This window comes from Pseudomonas sp. PS01299, from assembly GCF_029960145.1.
Lineage (GTDB): Bacteria > Pseudomonadota > Gammaproteobacteria > Pseudomonadales > Pseudomonadaceae > Aquipseudomonas > Aquipseudomonas putida_A.
The window spans coordinates 1-20,281 of the sequence record NZ_JASCPO010000002.1 but is presented as its reverse complement, the minus strand read 5'-3'; the positions used below and the strand labels follow the sequence as shown (position 1 = coordinate 20,281).

At 60.8% G+C, this 20,281-nt stretch carries 18 protein-coding genes; 8 read left to right on the top strand and 10 right to left on the bottom strand.

Annotation, left to right across the window (positions count from 1 at the left end):
• Positions 1 to 16: 16 nt before the first annotated feature.
• The 7 genes from pqqF (at position 17) to QMX91_RS00920 (ending at position 7,743) form a co-directional block, all read left to right on the top strand.
• Positions 17 to 2,434, top strand: coding sequence for a pyrroloquinoline quinone biosynthesis protein PqqF (gene pqqF / locus QMX91_RS00950; protein ID WP_282412132.1), 2,418 nt, complete (start codon positions 17 to 19; stop codon positions 2,432 to 2,434).
• A gap of 158 nt (positions 2,435 to 2,592) precedes the next feature.
• The gene (gene pqqA, locus QMX91_RS00945) at positions 2,593 to 2,667 is read left to right on the top strand and encodes a pyrroloquinoline quinone precursor peptide PqqA (RefSeq protein ID WP_003422658.1); all 75 of its coding nucleotides are present in this window, start codon (positions 2,593 to 2,595) and stop codon (positions 2,665 to 2,667) included.
• Positions 2,668 to 2,748: 81 nt separating this feature from the next.
• The gene (gene pqqB / locus QMX91_RS00940; protein ID WP_282412131.1) at positions 2,749 to 3,660 is read left to right on the top strand and encodes a pyrroloquinoline quinone biosynthesis protein PqqB; all 912 of its coding nucleotides are present in this window, start codon (positions 2,749 to 2,751) and stop codon (positions 3,658 to 3,660) included.
• A gap of 137 nt (positions 3,661 to 3,797) precedes the next feature.
• Positions 3,798 to 4,550 carry a pyrroloquinoline-quinone synthase PqqC gene (pqqC, locus tag QMX91_RS00935; protein WP_096796665.1) on the top strand — a complete coding sequence of 251 codons (753 nt, stop codon included), beginning with the start codon at positions 3,798 to 3,800 and terminating at the stop codon, positions 4,548 to 4,550.
• On the top strand, positions 4,547 to 4,822 hold the full coding sequence (pqqD, locus tag QMX91_RS00930; protein WP_003228880.1) for a pyrroloquinoline quinone biosynthesis peptide chaperone PqqD: 276 nt from the start codon (positions 4,547 to 4,549) through the stop codon (positions 4,820 to 4,822). The genes pqqC and pqqD overlap by 4 nt, the downstream gene beginning before the upstream one ends.
• The gene (pqqE, locus tag QMX91_RS00925; RefSeq protein WP_097089108.1) at positions 4,794 to 5,966 is read left to right on the top strand and encodes a pyrroloquinoline quinone biosynthesis protein PqqE; all 1,173 of its coding nucleotides are present in this window, start codon (positions 4,794 to 4,796) and stop codon (positions 5,964 to 5,966) included. The genes pqqD and pqqE overlap by 29 nt, the downstream gene beginning before the upstream one ends.
• On the top strand, positions 5,932 to 7,743 hold the full coding sequence (locus QMX91_RS00920; RefSeq protein WP_282412130.1) for a S9 family peptidase: 1,812 nt from the start codon (positions 5,932 to 5,934) through the stop codon (positions 7,741 to 7,743). Before pqqE ends, QMX91_RS00920 begins: the two co-directional genes overlap by 35 nt.
• Before the next feature lie 136 nt (positions 7,744 to 7,879).
• Here QMX91_RS00920 and QMX91_RS00915 read toward each other — a convergent pair whose 3' ends face one another.
• Together QMX91_RS00915 and QMX91_RS00910 are read right to left on the bottom strand one after the other, a co-directional pair.
• The gene (locus tag QMX91_RS00915) at positions 7,880 to 8,038 is read right to left on the bottom strand and encodes a YqaE/Pmp3 family membrane protein (RefSeq protein ID WP_003228885.1); all 159 of its coding nucleotides are present in this window, start codon (positions 8,036 to 8,038) and stop codon (positions 7,880 to 7,882) included.
• Between the two features lie 196 nt (positions 8,039 to 8,234).
• Positions 8,235 to 9,518 carry an aminotransferase class III-fold pyridoxal phosphate-dependent enzyme gene (locus QMX91_RS00910; RefSeq protein WP_223006917.1) on the bottom strand — a complete coding sequence of 428 codons (1,284 nt, stop codon included), beginning with the start codon at positions 9,516 to 9,518 and terminating at the stop codon, positions 8,235 to 8,237.
• Between the two features lie 169 nt (positions 9,519 to 9,687).
• Here QMX91_RS00910 and QMX91_RS00905 point away from each other — a divergent pair, with 169 nt between their 5' ends.
• Entirely contained in the window at positions 9,688 to 10,617 is a 930-nt protein-coding gene (locus tag QMX91_RS00905) for a LysR family transcriptional regulator (RefSeq protein WP_282412129.1), read from the top strand.
• Between the two features lie 227 nt (positions 10,618 to 10,844).
• Here the strand turns inward: QMX91_RS00905 and QMX91_RS00900 are convergent, their stop codons facing one another.
• From QMX91_RS00900 to bioF, 8 genes are all read right to left on the bottom strand, one after another.
• Positions 10,845 to 12,623: an acyl-CoA dehydrogenase C-terminal domain-containing protein gene (locus QMX91_RS00900; RefSeq protein WP_282412128.1), complete on the bottom strand. Its 1,779-nt coding sequence runs from the start codon at positions 12,621 to 12,623 to the stop codon at positions 10,845 to 10,847.
• Between the two features lie 189 nt (positions 12,624 to 12,812).
• Positions 12,813 to 14,102: a GGDEF domain-containing protein gene (locus QMX91_RS00895; protein WP_098965935.1), complete on the bottom strand. Its 1,290-nt coding sequence runs from the start codon at positions 14,100 to 14,102 to the stop codon at positions 12,813 to 12,815.
• A gap of 193 nt (positions 14,103 to 14,295) precedes the next feature.
• On the bottom strand, positions 14,296 to 16,101 hold the full coding sequence (locus tag QMX91_RS00890; RefSeq protein ID WP_027610694.1) for a phenylacyl-CoA dehydrogenase: 1,806 nt from the start codon (positions 16,099 to 16,101) through the stop codon (positions 14,296 to 14,298).
• Between the two features lie 276 nt (positions 16,102 to 16,377).
• Positions 16,378 to 16,674, bottom strand: a complete 297-nt coding sequence (locus QMX91_RS00885; protein WP_003228898.1) for a hypothetical protein — start codon at positions 16,672 to 16,674, stop codon at positions 16,378 to 16,380.
• 109 nt (positions 16,675 to 16,783) lie between these two features.
• Complete coding sequence (gene bioD, locus QMX91_RS00880) at positions 16,784 to 17,464, bottom strand: dethiobiotin synthase (protein WP_282412127.1); 681 nt, start codon at positions 17,462 to 17,464, stop codon at positions 16,784 to 16,786.
• Positions 17,461 to 18,273, bottom strand: coding sequence for a malonyl-ACP O-methyltransferase BioC (gene bioC / locus QMX91_RS00875; RefSeq protein WP_282412126.1), 813 nt, complete (start codon positions 18,271 to 18,273; stop codon positions 17,461 to 17,463). The genes bioD and bioC overlap by 4 nt, the downstream gene beginning before the upstream one ends.
• Positions 18,266 to 18,997, bottom strand: coding sequence for an alpha/beta fold hydrolase (locus tag QMX91_RS00870; protein WP_282412125.1), 732 nt, complete (start codon positions 18,995 to 18,997; stop codon positions 18,266 to 18,268). The genes bioC and QMX91_RS00870 overlap by 8 nt, the downstream gene beginning before the upstream one ends.
• The gene (bioF, locus tag QMX91_RS00865) at positions 18,990 to 20,168 is read right to left on the bottom strand and encodes an 8-amino-7-oxononanoate synthase (protein WP_098968458.1); all 1,179 of its coding nucleotides are present in this window, start codon (positions 20,166 to 20,168) and stop codon (positions 18,990 to 18,992) included. Before bioF ends, QMX91_RS00870 begins: the two co-directional genes overlap by 8 nt.
• Positions 20,169 to 20,281 lie beyond the last annotated feature (113 nt).

The window sequence follows — 20,281 nt, the reverse complement described above, 5'->3', positions numbered from 1 at the left end:
TGTTCTGGAAGTGCCCATGCCTGCGCCGACTCACCCCCGCCCCCACACTGAAACCCTGCCAAACGGCTTGCGCGTGACCCTGCGTCAGGTGCCCGGCTTGAAGCGCAGCGCCGCTGCGTTGCGGGTGGCGGCCGGTAGCCATGATGTGCCACTGGAGTGGCCGGGGCTGGCGCATTTTCTTGAGCATTTGCTGTTTCTCGGCACTGAGCGTTTTCCTGCGAGTCAGGCGCTGATGGCCTACGTGCAAAGTCACGGTGGCCAAGTGAATGCCAGTACCCGTGAACGCACCACCGACTTTTTCTTCGAACTGCCGACCTCGGCCTTCAGTGCCGGGCTCGAGCGCCTGTCAGACATGCTCGCCCAGCCGCGTATGAATCCGCACGATCAGTTGCGCGAACGCGAAGTGCTGGACGCAGAATTTGTCGCGTGGTCGCAAGATCCCACGGCTCAGCAGGAACTGGCGCTGTACGAGGGATTGCCGGCCACACATCCGCTGCGCGGGTTTCATGCGGGAAATCGCGACAGCCTGAAAGTTGAGTTACCAGCGTTTCAACAGGCGCTGAAAGATTTCCACCGGCAGTTTTATCGCACCGGACAAATGACGCTGAGCCTGGTCGGGCCGCAGAGCATCGAGGAATTGCGCGTACTGGCGCAGCAGTTCGCCGCCACGCTGCCGGTTGGGAATAAGGTCGAGCAAACAGCGCCGCTGCCATTGGCGGTAAAAAGTTATCAACAGGTCGGCGAGCGAAGCGGCAATCTGTTGTTCGCTTTCGAAGCGCTGCCCGACTCGTCCGCCGAAGCGCTGGCGTTTCTCTGCCATTGGCTGAACATCGCCAAGCCCGGCGGGCTGCTCGCCCATTTGCAGCAACAACGCCTCGCGGACGGTTTGAAAGCCGTGCCGCTGTATCAGTTCGCCGGACAAGCGCTGCTGCATCTGCAATTCACCACCCCAGCCGAATCCTTCAGCGCCATTCGTGAACAGTTTCTGGACTGGTTGAGCTTCTTTGCCGCGCAACAGGACTGGGCAGCGTTGCGCGAGGAATACACCAAGCTGCGTGAGCGTCAGCAGCAAATCAGCGGCGCCCTGCAACTGGCGCGGCTCGACAGTGAACAACGCGAAAACGGTCTGTCGGAAAACGGCGTGGTCGCGCTCAAACAGATCCTGCGCGAAATCGGTGTTGTGGATAACTTCAGCGACCATTGGCACCTGCCTGCCGCCAATCCTTTTCTAGGCTCCAACGAGCCGCTGGCCAACGCCGGCCTGATTCGCGGCCAGACCAGCGCCCATCGTGGCTTGCGGACTTTCGCTCAGGATCGCTCGCGCGGTCGGCGTGAGCGTTCGCCGATGCAGTTCAGCCAGGCGTTGCCGGATCATAGCGACCACGGCGCGATTTACTTGCGTTGGCAAACGCAGGCGGCGGCCGGCACAGATCTGCAAGGCAAGCTGCGACGCAGTCTGCGGGAAACGCAGGAAGACGCGCGGCAGGCCGGCGTCGAGTTGGCGTTCAGTGCCACCGGCACTCAGTGGCTGCTGAAACTGACGGGCTTGCAGGAGCCGATGCCCAGTGTCCTGGAGCACGCGCTGAAATGTCTGACGCAAATTGACGCCGATTCAGCGAGCGCAGAGGCAGAAACACCGTTGATACCGATCCGCCAGTTGCTCAAGGCGTTGCCTGAATATTGTCTGTCATCGGCCGTCGAGTCGCACGACGTCAAACAGCTGTGGACAACTTCGCGCTGGGACGGACTGGCCCTTGGCCTCAACACACAGACGCAATCGGCCATGGGCCTGGCCCTGAGCCGCATCCCCGGCACACCGGACAATCAATTGCCGGCAGCGCCGACGATCAATACGCAACATCTGTGGAGCCACATCGATAGCGTGTCCAGCGAACACGCCTTGCTGCTGTTCTGCCCGACCGCCAGCCGCGAGATCGCCGACGAAGCCGCCTGGCGCTTGCTCGCGCAGCTGTGTCAGACACCGTTCTATCAACGCCTGCGAGTCGAATTGCAATTGGGCTACGCGGTGTTCAGCGCCCTGCGGCAGATGCATGGCCAGAGTGGATTGCTGTTTGGTGTGCAGTCGCCAAATACTGCGCCCGTTGAACTGCTTGGGCATATCCAGCAGTTCCTCGAGGGCATTCCTGCGCTGATCGAAAACCTCGATGAAGAGGACTTCAACCAGCAACGCCAGTCACTCACAGATCAGTTCGCTGAGAATCATCTGTCCGACAAGGACGCCGCCGAGCTGCTGTGGCAGGCCAAGCTCGCCGGCCACTCGTCGGATTATCTGGCGCAACTGCACACAGCCATTGGTCAACTGAAACGCTCAACATTGCTGGAGGCAGCGCAGCGCTTGCTCAACGCCAAGGGCGGCTGGCGCTGCCTGGCCAGCGAATCGTCACCCGGCGCGCCGTGGCAAGCGACAAAATGATCATTACCCAGGCTGCAAGGAGCTTTCTCAAAGATTCACGGGCAATACCGTTGAAATTTTGAGTAACATAGCAGCCTAACTATTTGGAACATCCCTGCGCTGCCGTGGACTATAACTATGGACAGCGCTATCCCACCCACCCAATGAGGAGTCACCCTATGTCCTGGACAAAACCGGCTTACACCGACCTGCGTATCGGCTTCGAAGTCACCATGTACTTCGCCAGCCGCTGAGTTCTGCCTACGCAGACTTGCAGTGCAACGCCTCGGCTCGCCGGGGCGTTTTATTTTCAGCGTTGAAAGATGGGAGCGTTCATGTTCGTCCAGATTCTGGGTTCGGCCGCCGGTGGCGGATTTCCGCAGTGGAACTGCAACTGCGTCAATTGCGCAGGCTTTCGCGACGGCAGCCTGAATGCCAAGGCCCGCACCCAATCGTCCATCGCAATTTCCGATGATGGCGTGAACTGGGTGCTGTGCAATGCTTCGCCGGACATCCGCGCGCAACTGCAGAGCTTCGCCCCGATGCAACCGGGCCGTGCACTGCGCGACACCGGCATCAGCGCGATCATCCTGATGGACAGCCAGATCGACCACACCACCGGCCTGCTCAGCCTGCGCGAAGGCTGCCCGCATCAGGTCTGGTGCACGGACATGGTTCACGAAGATTTGAGCACCGGTTTCCCGCTGTTCAAGATGCTTACCCACTGGAACGGCGGTTTGAGCTGGAATCGCATCGAGCTCGACCAGAGCTTCACTGTCGCTGCCTGCCCGAACCTGCGCTTCACCCCGCTGCCGTTGCGCAGCGCCGCGCCACCGTATTCGCCGCACCGTTTCGACCCGCACCCGGGCGACAACATCGGCCTGATCGTCGAAGACATGAACACCGGCGGCAAACTGTTCTATGCACCGGGGCTGGGCAAAGTCGACGCATCGCTGCTGGAAATCATGGCCGCCAGTGATTGCCTGCTGGTGGACGGAACGCTGTGGGATGACGATGAAATGCAGCGCCGCGGCGTCGGCACCCGCACCGGTCGCGAGATGGGCCACCTGGCGCAGAACGGCCCCGGCGGCATGCTCGAAGTGCTGGAGCAGTTGCCCGAGCAGCGCAAGGTGCTTATCCACATCAACAACACCAACCCGATTCTCGATGAAGATTCGCCGGAGCGCGCGGAGCTGGCGCGGCGTAATGTTGAAGTGGCTTATGACGGCATGAGTATTGTGCTGTAGCGGATGGCCTCTTCGCGAGCAAGCCCGCTCCCACATTGGATCTGTGGCGTTCACAAACCCTGTGGGAGCGGGCTTGCTCGCGAAGACGTCCGAACAGACACCCAGAATTCCAACGGTTGTTCCCCCGGAGAACCGCAATGACCGACACCCCGCTGTCCCCCAGCGAATTCGAAGCCGCCCTGCGCGCCAAAGGCGCCTACTACCACATCTACCACCCGTATCACGTGGCGATGTACGAAGGCCGGGCCACCCGCGAGCAGATTCAGGGCTGGGTCGCCAACCGCTTCTACTATCAGGTGAACATCCCCCTGAAAGACGCGGCGATCCTCGCTAATTGCCCGGATCGCGAGATCCGTCGCGAGTGGATTCAACGCCTGCTCGACCACGACGGCGCCCCCGGTGAAGACGGTGGCATTGAAGCCTGGCTGCGTCTCGGTCAGGCGGTCGGCCTCGACCCGGATCAGCTGCGCTCCCAGGAACTGGTGCTGCCCGGCGTGCGTTTCGCCGTCGACGCTTACGTCAACTTCGCCCGCCGCGCCAGTTGGCAGGAAGCCGCCAGCAGCTCGCTGACCGAACTGTTCGCGCCGCAGATCCACCAGTCGCGTCTCGACAGCTGGCCGCAGCATTACCCGTGGATCGACCCGGCCGGTTACGAATATTTCCGCACTCGCCTGGGTCAAGCGCGGCGCGATGTCGAGCACGGTCTGGCGATCACGCTCGAGCACTACAAGACCCGCGAGGGTCAGGAGCGCATGCTGGAAATTCTCCAGTTCAAACTGGACATTCTTTGGAGCATGCTCGATGCCATGAGCATGGCTTACGAACTGAACCGCCCGCCGTATCACAGCGTCACCGAGCAGCGGGTCTGGCACAAAGGAATCACCCTATGAGTTTTGATCGCAGCAAGATCCCGACCTGGCGTCCCGGCTACCGTTTCCAGTACGAACCGGCGCAAAAAGGTCACGTGCTGCTCTACCCCGAGGGCATGATCAAGCTCAACGACAGCGCCGCGCTGATCGGCGGTTTGATCGACGGTGAACGCGATGTCGCGGCGATCATCGCCAAACTCGACGAGCAGTTCCCCGGCGTGCCCGAGCTCGGTGAAGACATCGAGCAATTCATGGAGGTTGCCCGTGCGCAGCACTGGATCGAACTTGCCTGAGGCATCGGTGCAAGTACCGCCAAAACCTGAAGTCGGCCTGCCGCTGTGGTTGCTCGCCGAGCTGACTTACCGCTGCCCGCTGCAATGCCCGTACTGCTCCAATCCGCTGGATTTCGCCGAGCAGGGCAAAGAGCTGAGCACCGAGCAGTGGATCAAGGTGTTCCGCGAAGCGCGGGAGATGGGCGCGGCGCAACTGGGCTTTTCCGGTGGCGAACCGCTGGTACGTCAAGACCTCGCCGAACTGATCCGTGAAGCGCGACAGTTGGGTTTCTACACCAACCTGATCACTTCCGGCATCGGCCTCACCGAGCAGAAGATCAGCGACTTCAAAAAGGCTGGTCTCGATCACATCCAGATCAGTTTCCAGGCCAGCGACGAGCAAGTGAACAACCTGCTCGCCGGCTCGAAAAAAGCCTTCGCGCAGAAACTGGAAATGGCTCGTGCAGTGAAGGCCCACGGCTATCCGATGGTGCTGAACTTCGTCACCCACCGGCACAACATCGACAAGATCGACCGCATCATCGAGCTGTGTATTGCGCTCGAAGCGGACTTCGTCGAACTCGCCACCTGCCAGTTCTACGGCTGGGCACAGCTCAACCGTGTCGGCCTGTTGCCGACCAAAGAGCAACTGGTGCGCGCCGAACGCATCACCAACGAATACCGCGCCAAACTGGAAGCCGAAGGGCATCCGTGCAAGCTGATTTTCGTCACCCCGGACTACTACGAAGAACGCCCGAAAGCCTGCATGAACGGCTGGGGCAGCATCTTTCTGACGGTTACCCCGGACGGCACTGCCCTGCCCTGTCATGGCGCCCGACAGCTGCCGGTACAATTTCCCAACGTGCGCGACCACAGCATGCAGCATATCTGGTACGACTCGTTCGGCTTCAACCGCTTTCGCGGTTACGACTGGATGCCCGAGCCATGCCGCTCCTGCGACGAGAAGGAACAGGACTTCGGCGGCTGCCGCTGTCAGGCGTTCATGCTCACGGGGGACGCGAGCAATGCCGACCCGGTGTGCAGCAAGTCCGACCATCACGGCGTGATTCTCAAGGCCCGCGAAGAAGCCGAGACCGCCACTCAGACCATCGAACAACTGGCCTTCCGTAATGAACGAAACTCACGCCTCATCGCCAAGGGCTGAGCCTTTCAGCGCCGCCCAGGCTGTCGCCGCCGGAATGGATTTCGCCGAACTGCAACTCGGTGCCCACGGTTTGTTCTGGAATGAATATCGCCCCGAAGATGCTGCGTGCCGGATCTGGCACTGGCGCGACGGCGCGGCGAAATGTCTGACGCCGGATGGCTTCAGCGTGCGTAGCCGGGTGTACGAATATGGCGGTGGCGCGTTTTGTCTGACGCCGGACGGGGTGGTTTTCGTCAATGAGGCGGATCAGCAGTTGTATCGGCAGGCGCTGGATGGCGCGCCCGAGGTGCTGACTTCTGGCGAGTGTCGTTATGGCGATCTGCATTTTGCGTTCGGCCAAGTGCTGGCGGTCGAGGAACTGCGCGACCAGCATCGGCTGGTAGCGATTGATCTGGCTGATGGCACGCGGCATTTGCTGGCGGAAGGTGCTGACTTTTACGCTGCGCCGACCATCAGCCCGGACGGTTCGCGACTGGCCTGGATCGAGTGGAGTCGGCCGCATCAGCCTTGGACATCCACCCGATTGATGGTTGCCGAGCGTCTGGCTGAGGGTGGCTTCGGCGCACCGCATTGCGTGGCGGGGGCTGACCTTGAAGAGTCGATCCAGCAACCGCGATTTGACGCGAAAGGACGCCTGTTGTGCCTGACTGATCGCGGCGGATTCTGGCAGCCGTGGGGCGAAACGTCCGACGGTTTGCAGCGACTGCCCTGTGCCGAAGCCGATCATGCGCCCGCCCCGTGGCAGATGGGTGGCAGTACCTGGTTGCCGGTAGGCGATTCGTTTCTGGCAAGTTGGAGCGAAGGCGGTTTTGGTCGCCTGGCGCTCGACGGCGAAGACTTTACCGGCGACTACAGCCGCTTTCGGCATCTGGCGCTGGATCAGCAATTCATCTACTGCATCGCCGCCTCGCCCATCAGTCCTTCGGCCGTGATCGCTATTGATCGCACCACCCACTCGGTGCAAGTGCTGGCCGGGGGTGTTGCACCTTTGCCAGCGGAGCGCATCAGCCGTCCGCAGACCTTGCGCTACCCGAGCGGCAGCGGTGAGGCTCACGGCTTCTTTTATCCGGCGATGAACGATGAAGTGCGACCGCCACTGATGGTGTTCATCCACGGCGGTCCGACCTCGGCCTGCTACCCGATGCTCGACCCGCGCATTCAGTACTGGACGCAACGCGGCTTCGCCGTCGCCGATCTCAACTATCGCGGCAGCAGCGGTTATGGCCGCGAATACCGTCAGGCGTTGCATCTGGGTTGGGGTGAGGTGGATGTCGAGGACGCCTGCGCAGTGGTGGCATATCTGGCCGAGCAAGGTCTGATCGACGGCGAGCGCGCGTTTATCCGCGGCGGCAGCGCCGGGGGTTACACCACGTTATGCGCGTTGGCGTTTCAGCAGGTGTTCCGCGCGGGCGCCAGCCTCTATGGCGTCAGCGACCCGGTGGCACTCGCCCGGGCGACCCACAAGTTTGAAGGTGATTATCTCGACTGGCTGATCGGCGATCCCGGACAGGATGCCGAGCGCTACGCCGCCCGCACGCCGCTACTGCATGCGAGCAACATCCGTGTGCCGGTGATTTTCTTCCAGGGTGAACTGGATGCGGTGGTGGTGCCGCAACAGACCCGCGACATGGTCGCGGCGCTGGAGCAAAACGGCATCCCGGTCGAGGCGCATTACTACGCCGAGGAGCGCCATGGCTTTCGCCGCGCGGTGAATCAAGCGCATGCGCTGGAGCAGGAGTGGAAGTTTTATCGGCGGGTGATGGGGTTGGCGGACTAAGCGCCGCATTTACATTTCAAAATAGCGGTGCCCCTATCGCGAGCAGGCTCACTCCTACAGTTGACCGTGTTCACAACACAAATCCCCTGTGGGAGCGAGCCTGCTCGCGAAAGCTATCTATCTGGTGCCGCTGAACTCAGCGCTTGGCGATGATGTACACCGCATGCACGATCCCCGGAATGTAACCGCACAGCGTCAGCAGAATGTTCAGCCAGAACGCCCCGCCGAACCCGACCTGCAGAAACACACCCAGTGGCGGCAACAGAATAGCGATGATGATACGAATGAAGTCCATGGGTCAGCTCCTGAATGGGGGTTGGCTCACATGAGCCATACAAGCTAATCGACCTGCGCCGTTCTTCAGGGTTCAGTGCAAACGCCATTTGATCGCCACCATCGGGCACAAAAAAACGCCCCACGCCAAAAGAATCAGGCGTGGGGCGTGCGTTATACCGCGAGACGGTTCTTCAAATCGGGTAGGAAACTTCAGCTCAGACGGCAATCCCTTTGCGGCATTGCAGTTGCGCGGTACGCACTCGCGAGAAGGCGCGGGCCAGGCGAAGGAGCATTTCGTCGATGTTGGCCTTGCTGACGCTGAGTGCCGGGGTGAAACGCAGGCAGTTGGCTTGCGGCGCGTTGAGCAGCAGGCCTTCGTGCAAGGCGGCATTGACTACGGCATCAGCGGAATCCTCTGACAGGCTCAATCCCCAGAACAGACCTTGACCACGCAGTTCGCCATGCCCGTAGCGGTGTGCCAATCGAGCTAGACCTTCGCGCAGGTGCTGGCCGAGGTCTTTGACCTGCTCGAGAAATACCCGATCCTGCACGCTATCAAGCACCACCAGACCGGCCGCTGTCATCAGCGCGTTGCCGTGATGAGTGCCGCCCAGTTCACCGGCGTCAAAACAGCAGGCCTTGCCACGGGCCAATAACGCCGCCAGAGGAACACCGCCGCCGAGGCCTTTGCCGAGCACAACGATATCGGCGCGCACGCCGTAGGACTGTTCGGCGAGCAATGTGCCGCAGCGCCCGATGCCGGTCTGCACTTCGTCGAGGATCAGCAAAATGCCCAATTCTCGGCACAGACGCTCGACGCCTTTGAGGTAATGCTCGGTGGCCGGAATCACCCCGGCATCGCTCTGGATCGGTTCGAGCATGATCGCCACGGTTTGCGCATCGACAGCCGCATGCAGCGCCGGCAAATCGTTGAACGGCACCAGATCGAAACCCGGCAGCAACGGTGCGAAGCGGTTGTGCAGGTTGCAACTGTCCGAGGCGGAAATCGTTGCCAGGCTGCGGCCATGGCAACCCTGCTTCGCAACAATGATCCGCGAGGCGCCGCCACGATGCAGTTGGCCCCATTTGCGCGCCAGTTTGATCGCTGCCTCACAGGCCTCGCTGCCGCTGTTGAGCAGGTAAGCCTGATCGCTGGAGGTGCTGGCGCACAGGCGTTCGGCAAGGCTGAGCATGCCGCGGTTGTGCAGATTGAAACCGGGATTGATCAGCGCCTGGGCCTGACTGGCGATGGCTTTGACCAGCGCCGAAGGGCTGTGGCCGAGGCTGTTGGCGCCGCCGGCCTGGGAGAAGTCGAGATAAGCGCGGTCGTTGCTGTCCCACAACCAGGATCCCTGGCCACGCACGAAGACCTGCGCCGGTCGCTCGACGCTGGGCATCAGTCGCTCGGCATTCAGGCTATCGCCTGCCTGGGGTGGACCGGCCTCGAAAGCGAGGTCATCGAGACTCGGCGCCTGACGCCGCAGACTGAACAGATTCATTGCAAAAAACCTCGCTTGAGGTTTTTTGAACCGCCTATGCAAACATTGTCGAAGCAAACGCTATTCATCGCGCTCTCTGGCCCTGTAAGCCTTGTGATTGCGGTTAGACTAGGCTCACTGACGGCTTCGGGCCATTTCGATTTACCAGCATTTTCGATAAGTATTACTTATGGATTTCAAACAACTGCGTTATTTCGTCGCGGTCTACGAAGAGGGCCATGTCGGTCGGGCCGCCGAACGCCTGTCGATTTCGCAACCGGCGCTGTCGCAGCAGATTCGCCAGCTCGAACAGAACCTCGACGTCACGCTGTTCGAACGCAGCAGCAAACGCCTGTTGCCGACCCTTGCCGCGCACACGCTGTACAACCACGCCCTGCCGCTGCTCGACGGTTTGCAGCGGGCGCGGGAAGCGCTGGGCAACTTCAAGGGGCAGGCCTTGCGCACGCTGGCGATCGGCGTACTGCAAACCGTGCACACCAGCCTTGTGCCGCAAATGCTCGAACGGGTGCGCAAGGCGCAGCCGCATCTTGTGGTGCAGATCTATGAACTGACGGGGCTGGAGATCGAGCGCCGTTTGCTCAACGGCTCACTGGACATCGGCATCAGCTACCTGCCGCCGCGCCAACCGGGGCTGCATGGCGTGATGCTGTACGAGGACGAACTGACGCTGGTCATCCCGGCGGATCACCCGCTGCGTGAATTCAAGAAGGTCTCGATGCGGCAGGCAGCGGAATTGCCGATGTTGCTGCTGGGCGAAGAGTTTCAGATCCGACAGATCTGGCAGGCTCAGTTGACCAGCCTGGGTAGGCGCCCGCAAGTACAGGCCGAGCTGAACAATATGCTGGGGATTCTCGACAGTCTGCCGCACACCAAACTGGCGACGGTGCTGCCCGGGCGTTCACAGAAGGAATACGACGATGAGGATCTGTTGTGGAAGCCGTTGAGCGAACCACGGGTGCCGCTGAAGGTTGGGCTGGTGTGCCGCGATGTGCAACGCCAGCAGGCGTCTTTGGCGTTACTGCGCACATTGCTGGAAGAAGTGATTCAGCGTGAGGACAAACCGCTTAAAGTCGCGCCGCCACTGGATCCGCTGGCCTGAAAACTTTTCTGCAGGCAAAAGAAAACCCCGCCGAAGCGGGGCTTTGCAGACTGTTTCCCTGACATCCATTTCACTCCGCCACCCTGGCAGAATCCTACGTGTCCGTGTTGTTGCTTTGCGCTTCCTGCGCGACGTCCATGAGTTGTAGATTAGCTGTGGATCCAATCTACGCCTATGGGAGAACAGCAGCACGTCATGTAAGAGAATGCTTACATGACGTTACATCATCAGAACTGCTCAGCATTCAGCAGGAACAGCGATTCGCTACCCGCCTTCACCGACGCGCTCAGCGAGTGGATACGCGGCAGCAGACGGGCGAAATAGAAGCGTGCGGTACCCAGCTTGCTGGCGTAGAAATCCTCCTGGGCTTCTTTGCCCAGCGCGGCTTTCGCCATCAGTGCCCACATGTAGGCATAAGCGGTGTAGCCGAACGCTTGCAGATATTCGACCGAGGCTGCGCCGATTTCGTTCGGATTGGTTTTCGCCCGATCCAGCAGCCACGCCGTCAGCTCGTCGAGGGTGCTGACGGCATCGTTGAGCGGCTTGGTGAATTCGCCGAGGTCAGTGCTGGCGGTTGCGGTGAAGTGGCGGATCTCGTCAGCGAACAGCTTGTAGAACGCGCCGCCGCTGCCGACGATCTTGCGCCCGACCAGGTCCAGCGCCTGAATGCCGTTGGTGCCTTCGTAAATCTGGGTGATTCGCACGTCACGCACCAGTTGCTCCTGGCCCCACTCGCGGATGTAGCCGTGGCCGCCAAAAATCTGCTGGCCGTGCACGGTGGTTTCCAGGCCCAGGTCGGTGAGGAATGCCTTGGCCACCGGAGTCAACAGTGCGACCAGGTCTTCTGCGCGCTTGCGAGTGGTCGAGTCTTCGCTGAACTTGGCGGTGTCGAGTTGCATCGCCACGTAAGTGGAGAAGGCGCGACCGCCCTCGTTCGAGGCTTTCATGGTCAGCAGCATGCGACGCACGTCCGGGTGGACGATGATCGGGTCGGCGACCTTGTCCTTGTTCTGCGCGCCGGTCGGCGAACGGCTCTGCAGACGATCGCGCGCATATTCGACGGCGTTCTGATAGGAACGCTCACCGCTGGCCAGACCTTGAATACCGACGCCCAGACGCTCGTAGTTCATCATGGTGAACATCGCCGCCAGGCCCTTGTTCGGCTCGCCGACCAGATAGCCCACAGCTTCGTCGAAGTTCATCACGCAGGTCGCGGATGCCTGGATGCCCATCTTGTGTTCGATCGAACCGCAGTTGGCCGGGTTGCGCGCGCCCAGGCTGCCATCGGCGTTGACCATGAACTTCGGCACCAGGAACAGCGAGATGCCCTTCGGGCCAGCCGGTGCGTCGGGCAGTTTCGCCAGCACCAGGTGGATGATGTTCTCGGTCAGGTCGTGCTCACCGCCGGTGATGAAGATCTTGGTGCCGCTGACCTTGTAGGAACCGTCGGCCTGCGGTTCGGCCTTGGTGCGGATGATGCCTAGGTCGGTGCCGGCGTGCGGCTCGGTCAAGCACATGGAACCGGCCCAGATGCCGGCGTACATGTTCGGCAGGTAGGCGGCCTTCAGCTCTTCGCTGGCGTGGGCGTTGATCGACAGGCAGGCGCCGGCGGTCAGCATCGGATACAGACCGAACGACAGGCTGGCGGAGTTGACCATCTCTTCTACTTGAGCCGAAACGGCCTTGGGCATGCCCATGCCGCCGTAGGCCGGATCGCCACCGACACCGACCCAGCCGCCTTCAGCGTAAGTCTGATAGGCCTGTGGGAAACCGGCCGGGGTGCTGACGGCACCGTCCTTCCAGTGGCAGCCTTCTTCGTCGGCCGCACGGCTCAGGGGGGCGATGCTTTTGCTGGTGACCTTGCCGGCTTCTTCGAGAATGGCTTCTACGGTTTCTGCATCGACAGTCTCGGCCAAGGCCGGCAGTTCGGCCCAGAGTTTGGCGACTTCGAATACTTCATTGAGGACGAAGCGCATATCGCGCAGCGGCGCTTTGTAGTCAGCCATGGCAAACCTCGCAAGATCTAAACAGGTGATTCGTGGAAGAGTGTTTTCGTTGAGGCCGAGTGTACCTCAACAACTTTTGCGACACATAGGGTCAACCGGTGACTGATTTGTTATTTTTGGTCACCAGCATTCAGAGATAAAACAAAGCCCGCAATCAGCGGGCTTTTGAGTGATGACGTGTGGCTTGAGTCAGCCAGCGGCGCTGTCCATCCGCACCGCGCCGCGACGGTTCTGTCCGAACGCCATGACGCAGTTACGCCCGGCGCCCTTAGCGCTGTACAACGCCTGGTCGGCAGACTTGAGGACTTCTTCCGGCGTCCGTTGCTCGACGCGCTCGGCGACGCCGATACTGACCGTGACCGAAACACTGGAAGCACCGCTGCCGCTACGACGCTGACGACCTTGCTGATCGTCCTGCGGACGGCTCTCCTGGTTGCGCAACTGGATGTTGTAGGAGGCAATCGACTCGCGAATCACCTCCAGGTGCGGCATGCACTCCTCGAGGGTTTTGCCCGCAAACACCAAGGCGAATTCCTCACCTCCATAACGATACGCCCTACCGCCGCCGCTGATTTTCGACAGCTTGCTGGCGACCAGTCGCAGTACTTGGTCACCGACATCATGACCGTGGGTGTCGTTGAATTTCTTGAAGTGATCAACGTCGCTCATCGCCAGCACATAGTTGCGGCCCAGACGCTGCATTCGCTCATTGAGCGCGCGCCGCCCCGGCAGACCGGTGAGTTCATCGCGGAAGGCCATTTGATAGGCCTCATGCGCCACGGCAGCGGCAATCATCAGCATCACCTGACTGCACATGATGTTCAGGGTGAACGGCAGGATGAAGGTTTTCGGCAGCATCCAGAACACCCCGAGCAGGCCGACCAATTGCGCCGCGTGCAGTGGACGCGGATTGCGCCAGTATTGCCAGGCCAGCAACAGGAACGCCGAGAGGAATACCGGATAGGACATCTGGATCAGGCTCATCCAGGCGCCGTGCAGCGCCGGCCAGCGGATTTCCGAGAGCCACATCAGCAGCGCCTGCGGATAACTCTGTTCAAGGCCTAGAGCAACGCTACCAAAGGCCAGCAACACGGCGAACCGCGCGACCATGTCCTGGAACAGATGCGTGCGTTCCTGCCACGCCGCGAACAGCCCGAACAGCAACGGCAACAGCAGACAGACCAGGTGAAACACCACGGCGGCGTCTTCGCGCACTTTGCCATTGTCGCGGTAATAGTCGGTCTGGGTGTCGAGCAAAAAGTAGGCGATGTACACCGTGAGCATCAGAAACAGCTCGCGCTGACGTCGGTAAACCGCACAGTAAGCGCCGCCCAACAGCAGCACCAGGGTCGGCAACACGTTGAACAGCGAAGTGAAGAATACGTTGAGGTCTTTGACGTACGCAGCCGCCAACCCCGCGAGCAACAACAGCAGTGAAGGTAGGAAATGGCTGAAACGTACAGCAGAAGAACGCGGCAAGGGTAAAGCTCCGACCCGTCATATCAAAGAGATGGCATTGTGCCTGCAATGTGGCCAGTTAAGCACACACAATGTGATCCAGATCACACGCAGTCTCTTTAACGGCAGAAAACCCGGGTTGCTGAGCGATTCAGCAACAAAAAAACCGCTGCCCCCCGAGGGAGCAACGGTTTTCGTCAGACCGCGTTGAGGCTTAGTAGCCCAGTGCGAAGTCTTCTTCTTTCATGTCCATCAGGTTGTTGGCGCCCGACAGCATGGTGGCCACGTGGGTACGGGTACGTGGCAGGATGCGCTGGAAGTAGAAGCGCGCGGTTTGCAGCTTGGCGGTGTAGAACGCAGCGTCGCCGGTGCCTTCTGCCAGCTTCTCGGCGGCCAGACGTGCCATGTCGGCCCAGAAGTAGGCCAGGCAGGCGTAACCGGAGTACATCAGGTAGTCCACGGAGGCCGCGCCGACTTCTTCGCGATCTTTCATGGCAGCCATACCGACCTTCATGGTCAGCTCGCCCCATTCCTTATTCAGTGCAGCCAGCGGCGCAACGAATTCTTTGACGGCTTCGTTGCCTTCGTTGTTCTGGCAGAACTTGTGGACGATCTTGGTGAAGCCTTTCAGGGCCTCGCCTTGAGTCATCAGCACTTTACGGCCCAGCAGGTCGAGTGCCTGGATACCGGTGGTGCCTTCGTACAGCATCGAAATGCGGCTGTCGCGAACGTTCTGCTCCATGCCCCACTCGGCGATGAAGCCGTGGCCACCGTAGATCTGCACGCCGTGGTTGGCGGCTTCGAAACCGACTTCGGTCATGAACGCCTTGGCGATCGGCGTCATGAACGCCAGCAGTGCGTCGGCTTTCTTCTTCTCTTCTTCGTCGACGCCGTATTTGACGATGTCGACCTGCTTGGCAGTGAAGTACACCATCGCGCGATTGCCTTCGGCGAAGGCCTTCATGGTCAACAGCATGCGACGTACGTCAGGGTGCACGATGATCGGGTCAGCGGCCTTGTCCGGCGCTTTCGGGCCAGTCAGGGAGCGCATTTGCAGACGATCGCGAGCGTATTTCAGGCCACCCTGGAAGCCGATTTCGGCGTGGGCCAGACCTTGCAGCGCGGTACCCAGACGTGCGGTGTTCATGAAAGTGAACATGCAGTTCAGGCCTTTGTTCGCCGGGCCGATCAGGAAACCGGTGGCACCGTCGAAGTTCATCACGCAGGTGGCGTTGCCGTGGATGCCCATCTTGTGTTCCAGCGAACCGCAGCTCACTGCGTTGCGCGCACCGAGGGTGCCATCGGCGTTCGGCAGGAATTTTGGAACGATGAACAGGGAAATGCCTTTGGTGCCAGCCGGAGCGTCCGGCAGGCGGGCCAGTACGATGTGGACGATGTTGTCGGCCATGTCGTGTTCACCGGCCGAGATGAAGATCTTGGTCCCGGAAACCTTGTAGGAACCATCGGCCTGAGGCTCGGCCTTGGTGCGCAGCATGCCCAGGTCGGTGCCGCAGTGCGGTTCGGTCAGGCACATGGTGCCGGTCCACTCGCCGGAAACCAGTTTGGTCAAATAGGCTTCTTGCTGCTCAGGGGTACCGTGCTCGGAGATGGTGTTCATCGCGCCGTGGGACAAGCCTGGGTACATGCCCCACGACCAGTTGGCTTCACCGACCATTTCGCTTACGGCCAGACCCAGCGACTCCGGCAGGCCTTGACCGCCGTGCTCGACGTCGTGCGCCAGGCTTGGCCAGCCGCCTTCGACGAATTGCTTGTAGGCTTCTTTGAAGCCAGTCGGGGTTTTCACGCCGGACTCGCTCCAGGTGCAGCCTTCGAGGTCGCCCACGCGGTTCAGCGGTGCCAGTACCTGCTCACAAAACTTGGCGCCTTCTTCAAGAATGGCGTCAACCATGTCCGGCGTTGCTTCGGAGCAAGCTGGAAGGCTTTGATAGTGCGCTTCGTAACCGAGCAGTTCGTCACGAACGAAGCGAATATCACGCAAGGGGGCCTTGTAGTCAGGCATAGCGATAAACCTCTGCTGATGTAACCGGGAATGAACGACCGCGTTGATTTGTTGTGACGGTCAAACAGTTGTTTGAAACATACGTTTACGCCGAAATCTTGTCAAGCGTCGATCTTTTGCCGTTCGTCATGACTTTTTTCAAATGCCGGACACGGCAAACCGCCATGGACTGCAAAGCGCCACGGGCAATGAAAAAAGATTAGTTGAGGGAGAAGGACTTACAACGAAAAACGCCGCGACAAGGCGCGGCGTTCAACAGGCAGAAGACGCAAAAAATCAGGCAAACGTATCGATGATCGTACCGAGCATTTCATCGGAAGCCTTGGCGACCTTGGTGCCCAGCTCTACCTGAAACTTGCCCTGGGCCATTTCGGCCATGGCGCTGCCCGGATCCATTTGCTGACTGCGGTCGATACCGCGCAGACGATCGACCTGCGCCTCGGAAGACTGGCTGGTGACCGAGCGCTCGATGGTGTTGTTGGCGATCTGGCTGGCCGCCTGATCAACACGGTTCTGACCGGTCTGAATCGTGCTCAAACCCGCATAAAAAGCTGTGTTACCGGAGATTTCCATGGGAGTTCTCATCCTTGGGAAGGATCAATGGTTGCCATTGAAGCAGAGGCGCCAGAAAAACACCCGTCAAAAATACTGATGGCACAGTGCCTTGTCATAGCCAAAAACATTAATCGAGCAGATCAAGTTGCAGATAATCAGCTACCGCCTCGGCGCTAAGCGACTTCAGTTTCGGTACCCGCCCCAGACACGGCGCGGGAATCCGCTCGGCCAGCGTCGCCAGATTCTCTTCCAGACGCGAGGTTTTCGGATCGATGATATTGGCCACCCAACCCGCCAGTTGCAGGCCATCGCGAGCAATTGCCTCGGCCGTCAGCAACGCATGGCTGATGCAGCCCAGGCGCACACCCACCACCAGAATCACCGGTAGCTTCAACGCGATGGCCAGATCCGACAGATTGTCCTGATCGGCCAACGGCACCCGCCAGCCACCCGCCCCTTCGATCAACGTGAAATCGGCATTCAGCGCCAGGATTTCGCGCATCGGCGCCAGCAGCGATTGCACGGTCAGCGCGACACCGGCCTCACGCGCGGCCAGATGCGGCGCGATGGCCGGCTCGAATGCCACCGGATTGACCTGTTGATAAGTCAACGGCACCGAACATTCCGCCAGCAGCGCCAGCGCATCGGCATTCCGCAAACCCCTGGGCGTTACCTCGCAACCCGAAGCCACCGGTTTCCCCGCCGCCGTACTCAGCCCTGCCGAGCGCGCAGCATGCAGCAACCCGGCAGCCACGGTGGTCTTGCCGACATCGGTGTCAGTCCCGGTGATGAAATAGGCTGCGCTCATAAGGGTTTCTCCAACACGGCGTAGACCACCTGGTAAGTCGCCGGCAATCCCTGTGCCTGACGGAACTGCTCGTAAGCCTCGATCAACCCAAGAATCCGCGCGCGTCCGGTCAAGCCACCCGGCCGACCGGGGTTCAGATTGTGCGCGCCGAGTGCCTTGAGTTCGTGAGTCAGGCTGCGCACATCCGGGTAGTGCAACACATGCGCCTGATTCTGCAGACTCACCGTACGCAAGCCGCTGGCGGCACACAACTGCTCATAACGGGCGAATTCGCGGAAGCGGTTGACGTGCACCAGACCATCGACCTGCCGCCAGCTGTCGCGCAACTCGTACAACGTCCCTACACAAAGACTAGCAAACGCAAAAATCCCACCGGGTTTCAGTACGCGAAAAGCCTCACTGAGCACCGATTCGAAGTCCGCACACCACTGCACCGCAAGGCTGGAAAAGATCAGCTCACAGGTCGAATCCTGCAACGGCAGACGTTCCGCATCGCCAGCGATGAAATGCTGCGCACCACCCAAAGGACGGGCGTGATTGAGCATGCCCTCGGCGATATCCAGTGCCAAACCATGATCCTCGACAAATCGCTCGGCCATTGCGCGAGTGAAATAGCCGGTGCCGCAGCCCAGATCCAGCCAAGTTGACGGCAGAAAACTTGCCGGCAAACGCTGCAGCAACTGTGAACCGACGTCGCGCTGCAACTCGGCAACGCTGTCGTAGCTGGCCGCCGCACGAGAAAAAGACGCCGCGACCTGGCGCTTGTCAGGCAAGCCGCCAGGCAGCGCAACAAGAGACAAATCAGTCATCACCGCACTCGTGTAGAAAAGCCTGGATCGCACCCGCCACGCCATGGGGGTCTTCCAGAAGAAATGCATGACTGGCCTGTTCGATCAGACCAATTTCGATATCCGGCAACAGGGCGAACAACGCCCCCGCCGCTTCCGCAGGCACCAGGCCGTCCTGCCCGGCGAACAGGTGCAATTGCGGGCCGCGAAACGCCTGCAACGCTTCCCGGGTATCCAGCTGTGCGAGCAATTCCAGCCCGGCCATCAAGATCTCGGCCGCCGCATTCGGCGCACCGCCGAGCAGCAGCCGCGACATGCCGCGCGGGTCCGGCGCGCCCTGAGCACACAACAACGAGAACCGTTTGAGGGTCATCCGCGGGTCGGTCTGGCAACTGGCGAGAAATGCATCGAACGTCTCGCCCGGCATCGCACTCGGCCAATGCTCATGGGCGACAAATGAAGGATTGCTCGCCAGCGTCAGCAGACCGCAGCAACGCTCGCCGCGCCGTGCTGCCAGTTCAGAGGCAAGCATGCCGCCCAGCGACCAACCGCCCAGCCACACGTCCTGAGGAATACGTTCATCGAGTTCGTCGAGCCAGTCCTGCAGGTCGCTGGAATCGAGCTCCGGCAACGGCTCGATCTCGACATGCAGATGCTCGTCAAGCCCTTGCAAAGCGGCGGCCAGAGGCTCCAGCGGCGAAACACCGAGGCCCCAGCCGGGCAGCAGAATCAGGCGATCACGCATGGCTTGGCTCCGGCGGCAGTTGGGCAAAGCAATCGGCCAGTCCTTCTAACAATAGCTGCACCTGCGCCTCGCTGTGAGCGGCGGTCAGGGTCACGCGCAGGCGTGCACTTCCTGCCGGGACGGTAGGCGGACGGATTGCCGTGACCATCAAGCCGCGTTCGCGCAGCATCTGCGACAGGCGCACGGCTCGACCGGCGTCGCCGATCAGGATCGGCTGGATCGGGGTGAAGCTGTCCATCAGTTGCAGACCGATCTGCTCGGCCCCTCGACGAAATTGGCGGATCAGCAGGTTAAGGTGCTCACGCCGCCAATGCTCGGTGCGCAGTAATTCCAGACTTTTCAGCGTCGCACAGGCCAGCGCCGGTGGCTGGCTGGTGGTGTAGATGTAGGGCCGGGCGAACTGGATCAGGCTTTCGATCAGCTCTTCACTGCCGGCGACGAAAGCACCCGCCGTACCGAACGCCTTGCCGAGGGTGCCAACCAACACCGGCACATCGTCCTGACTCAAACCGAAATGCTCGACGATCCCGCCGCCATTGGCACCGAGCGGGCCGAAGCCATGGGCATCATCAACCATCAGCCACGCGCCCTTGGCCTTGGCCTCGCGGGCCAGCGCCGGCAGATCGGCGAGATCGCCGTCCATGCTGAACACGCCGTCGGTGACCACCAGCGTGTTGCCGGTGGCTTTCTCCAGGCGCTTGGCCAGGCTGTCGGCGTCGTTGTGCAGATAACGATTGAAACGCGCGCCGGACAACAGACCGGCATCCAGCAACGAGGCGTGATTGAGGCGATCTTCCAGCACCGTATCGCCCTGCCCGACCAGCGCCGTGACCGCGCCGAGATTGGCCATGTAGCCGGTGGTGAACAGCAACGCACGCGGCCGGCCGGTGAGATCGGCGAGGGCTTCTTCCAGTGCGTGATGCGGGCCGCTGTGGCCGATCACCAGATGCGACGCTCCGCCACCGACGCCCCAGCGCTCGGCACCGGCGCGCCAGGCTTCGATCACCTGCGGGTGATTTGCCAGACCGAGGTAGTCATTGTTACAGAACGCCAGCAACGGCTGCCCGTCAACCACCACTTCAGGCCCCTGCGGGGACTCGAGCAACGGACGCTGGCGATAAAGATTTTCGGCACGGCGGGCAGCAAGGCGTGCGGCGAGATCGAAAGACATGCAGGCCTCGACTTTCAAGTGACACAGATTCCCTGTGGAAGCGGGCTTGCTCGCGAAGGCGGTCTGACATTCAACGTAATGTCGACCGCACTGACGCTTTCGCGAGCAAGCCC

Excerpts from the sequence above, each read along its gene's own strand:
- pqqB (WP_282412131.1), top strand. The coding sequence starts at position 2,749 with ATGTTCGTCCAGATTCTGGGTTCGGCCGCCGGTGGCGGATTTCCGCAG.
- bioF (WP_098968458.1), bottom strand. The coding sequence starts at position 20,168 with ATGTCTTTCGATCTCGCCGCACGCCTTGCTGCCCGCCGTGCCGAAAAT.
- QMX91_RS00915 (WP_003228885.1), bottom strand. The coding sequence starts at position 8,038 with ATGGACTTCATTCGTATCATCATCGCTATTCTGTTGCCGCCACTGGGT.
- QMX91_RS00870 (WP_282412125.1), bottom strand. The coding sequence starts at position 18,997 with ATGCGTGATCGCCTGATTCTGCTGCCCGGCTGGGGCCTCGGTGTTTCG.
- QMX91_RS00890 (WP_027610694.1), bottom strand. The coding sequence starts at position 16,101 with ATGCCTGACTACAAGGCCCCCTTGCGTGATATTCGCTTCGTTCGTGAC.
- bioD (WP_282412127.1), bottom strand. The coding sequence starts at position 17,464 with ATGAGCGCAGCCTATTTCATCACCGGGACTGACACCGATGTCGGCAAG.
- QMX91_RS00900 (WP_282412128.1), bottom strand. The coding sequence starts at position 12,623 with ATGGCTGACTACAAAGCGCCGCTGCGCGATATGCGCTTCGTCCTCAAT.
- QMX91_RS00905 (WP_282412129.1), top strand. The coding sequence starts at position 9,688 with ATGGATTTCAAACAACTGCGTTATTTCGTCGCGGTCTACGAAGAGGGC.
- bioC (WP_282412126.1), bottom strand. The coding sequence starts at position 18,273 with ATGACTGATTTGTCTCTTGTTGCGCTGCCTGGCGGCTTGCCTGACAAG.
- pqqD (WP_003228880.1), top strand. The coding sequence starts at position 4,547 with ATGAGTTTTGATCGCAGCAAGATCCCGACCTGGCGTCCCGGCTACCGT.
- QMX91_RS00885 (WP_003228898.1), bottom strand. The coding sequence starts at position 16,674 with ATGGAAATCTCCGGTAACACAGCTTTTTATGCGGGTTTGAGCACGATT.
- QMX91_RS00910 (WP_223006917.1), bottom strand. The coding sequence starts at position 9,518 with ATGAATCTGTTCAGTCTGCGGCGTCAGGCGCCGAGTCTCGATGACCTC.
- pqqC (WP_096796665.1), top strand. The coding sequence starts at position 3,798 with ATGACCGACACCCCGCTGTCCCCCAGCGAATTCGAAGCCGCCCTGCGC.
- QMX91_RS00920 (WP_282412130.1), top strand. The coding sequence starts at position 5,932 with ATGAACGAAACTCACGCCTCATCGCCAAGGGCTGAGCCTTTCAGCGCC.
- pqqF (WP_282412132.1), top strand. The coding sequence starts at position 17 with ATGCCTGCGCCGACTCACCCCCGCCCCCACACTGAAACCCTGCCAAAC.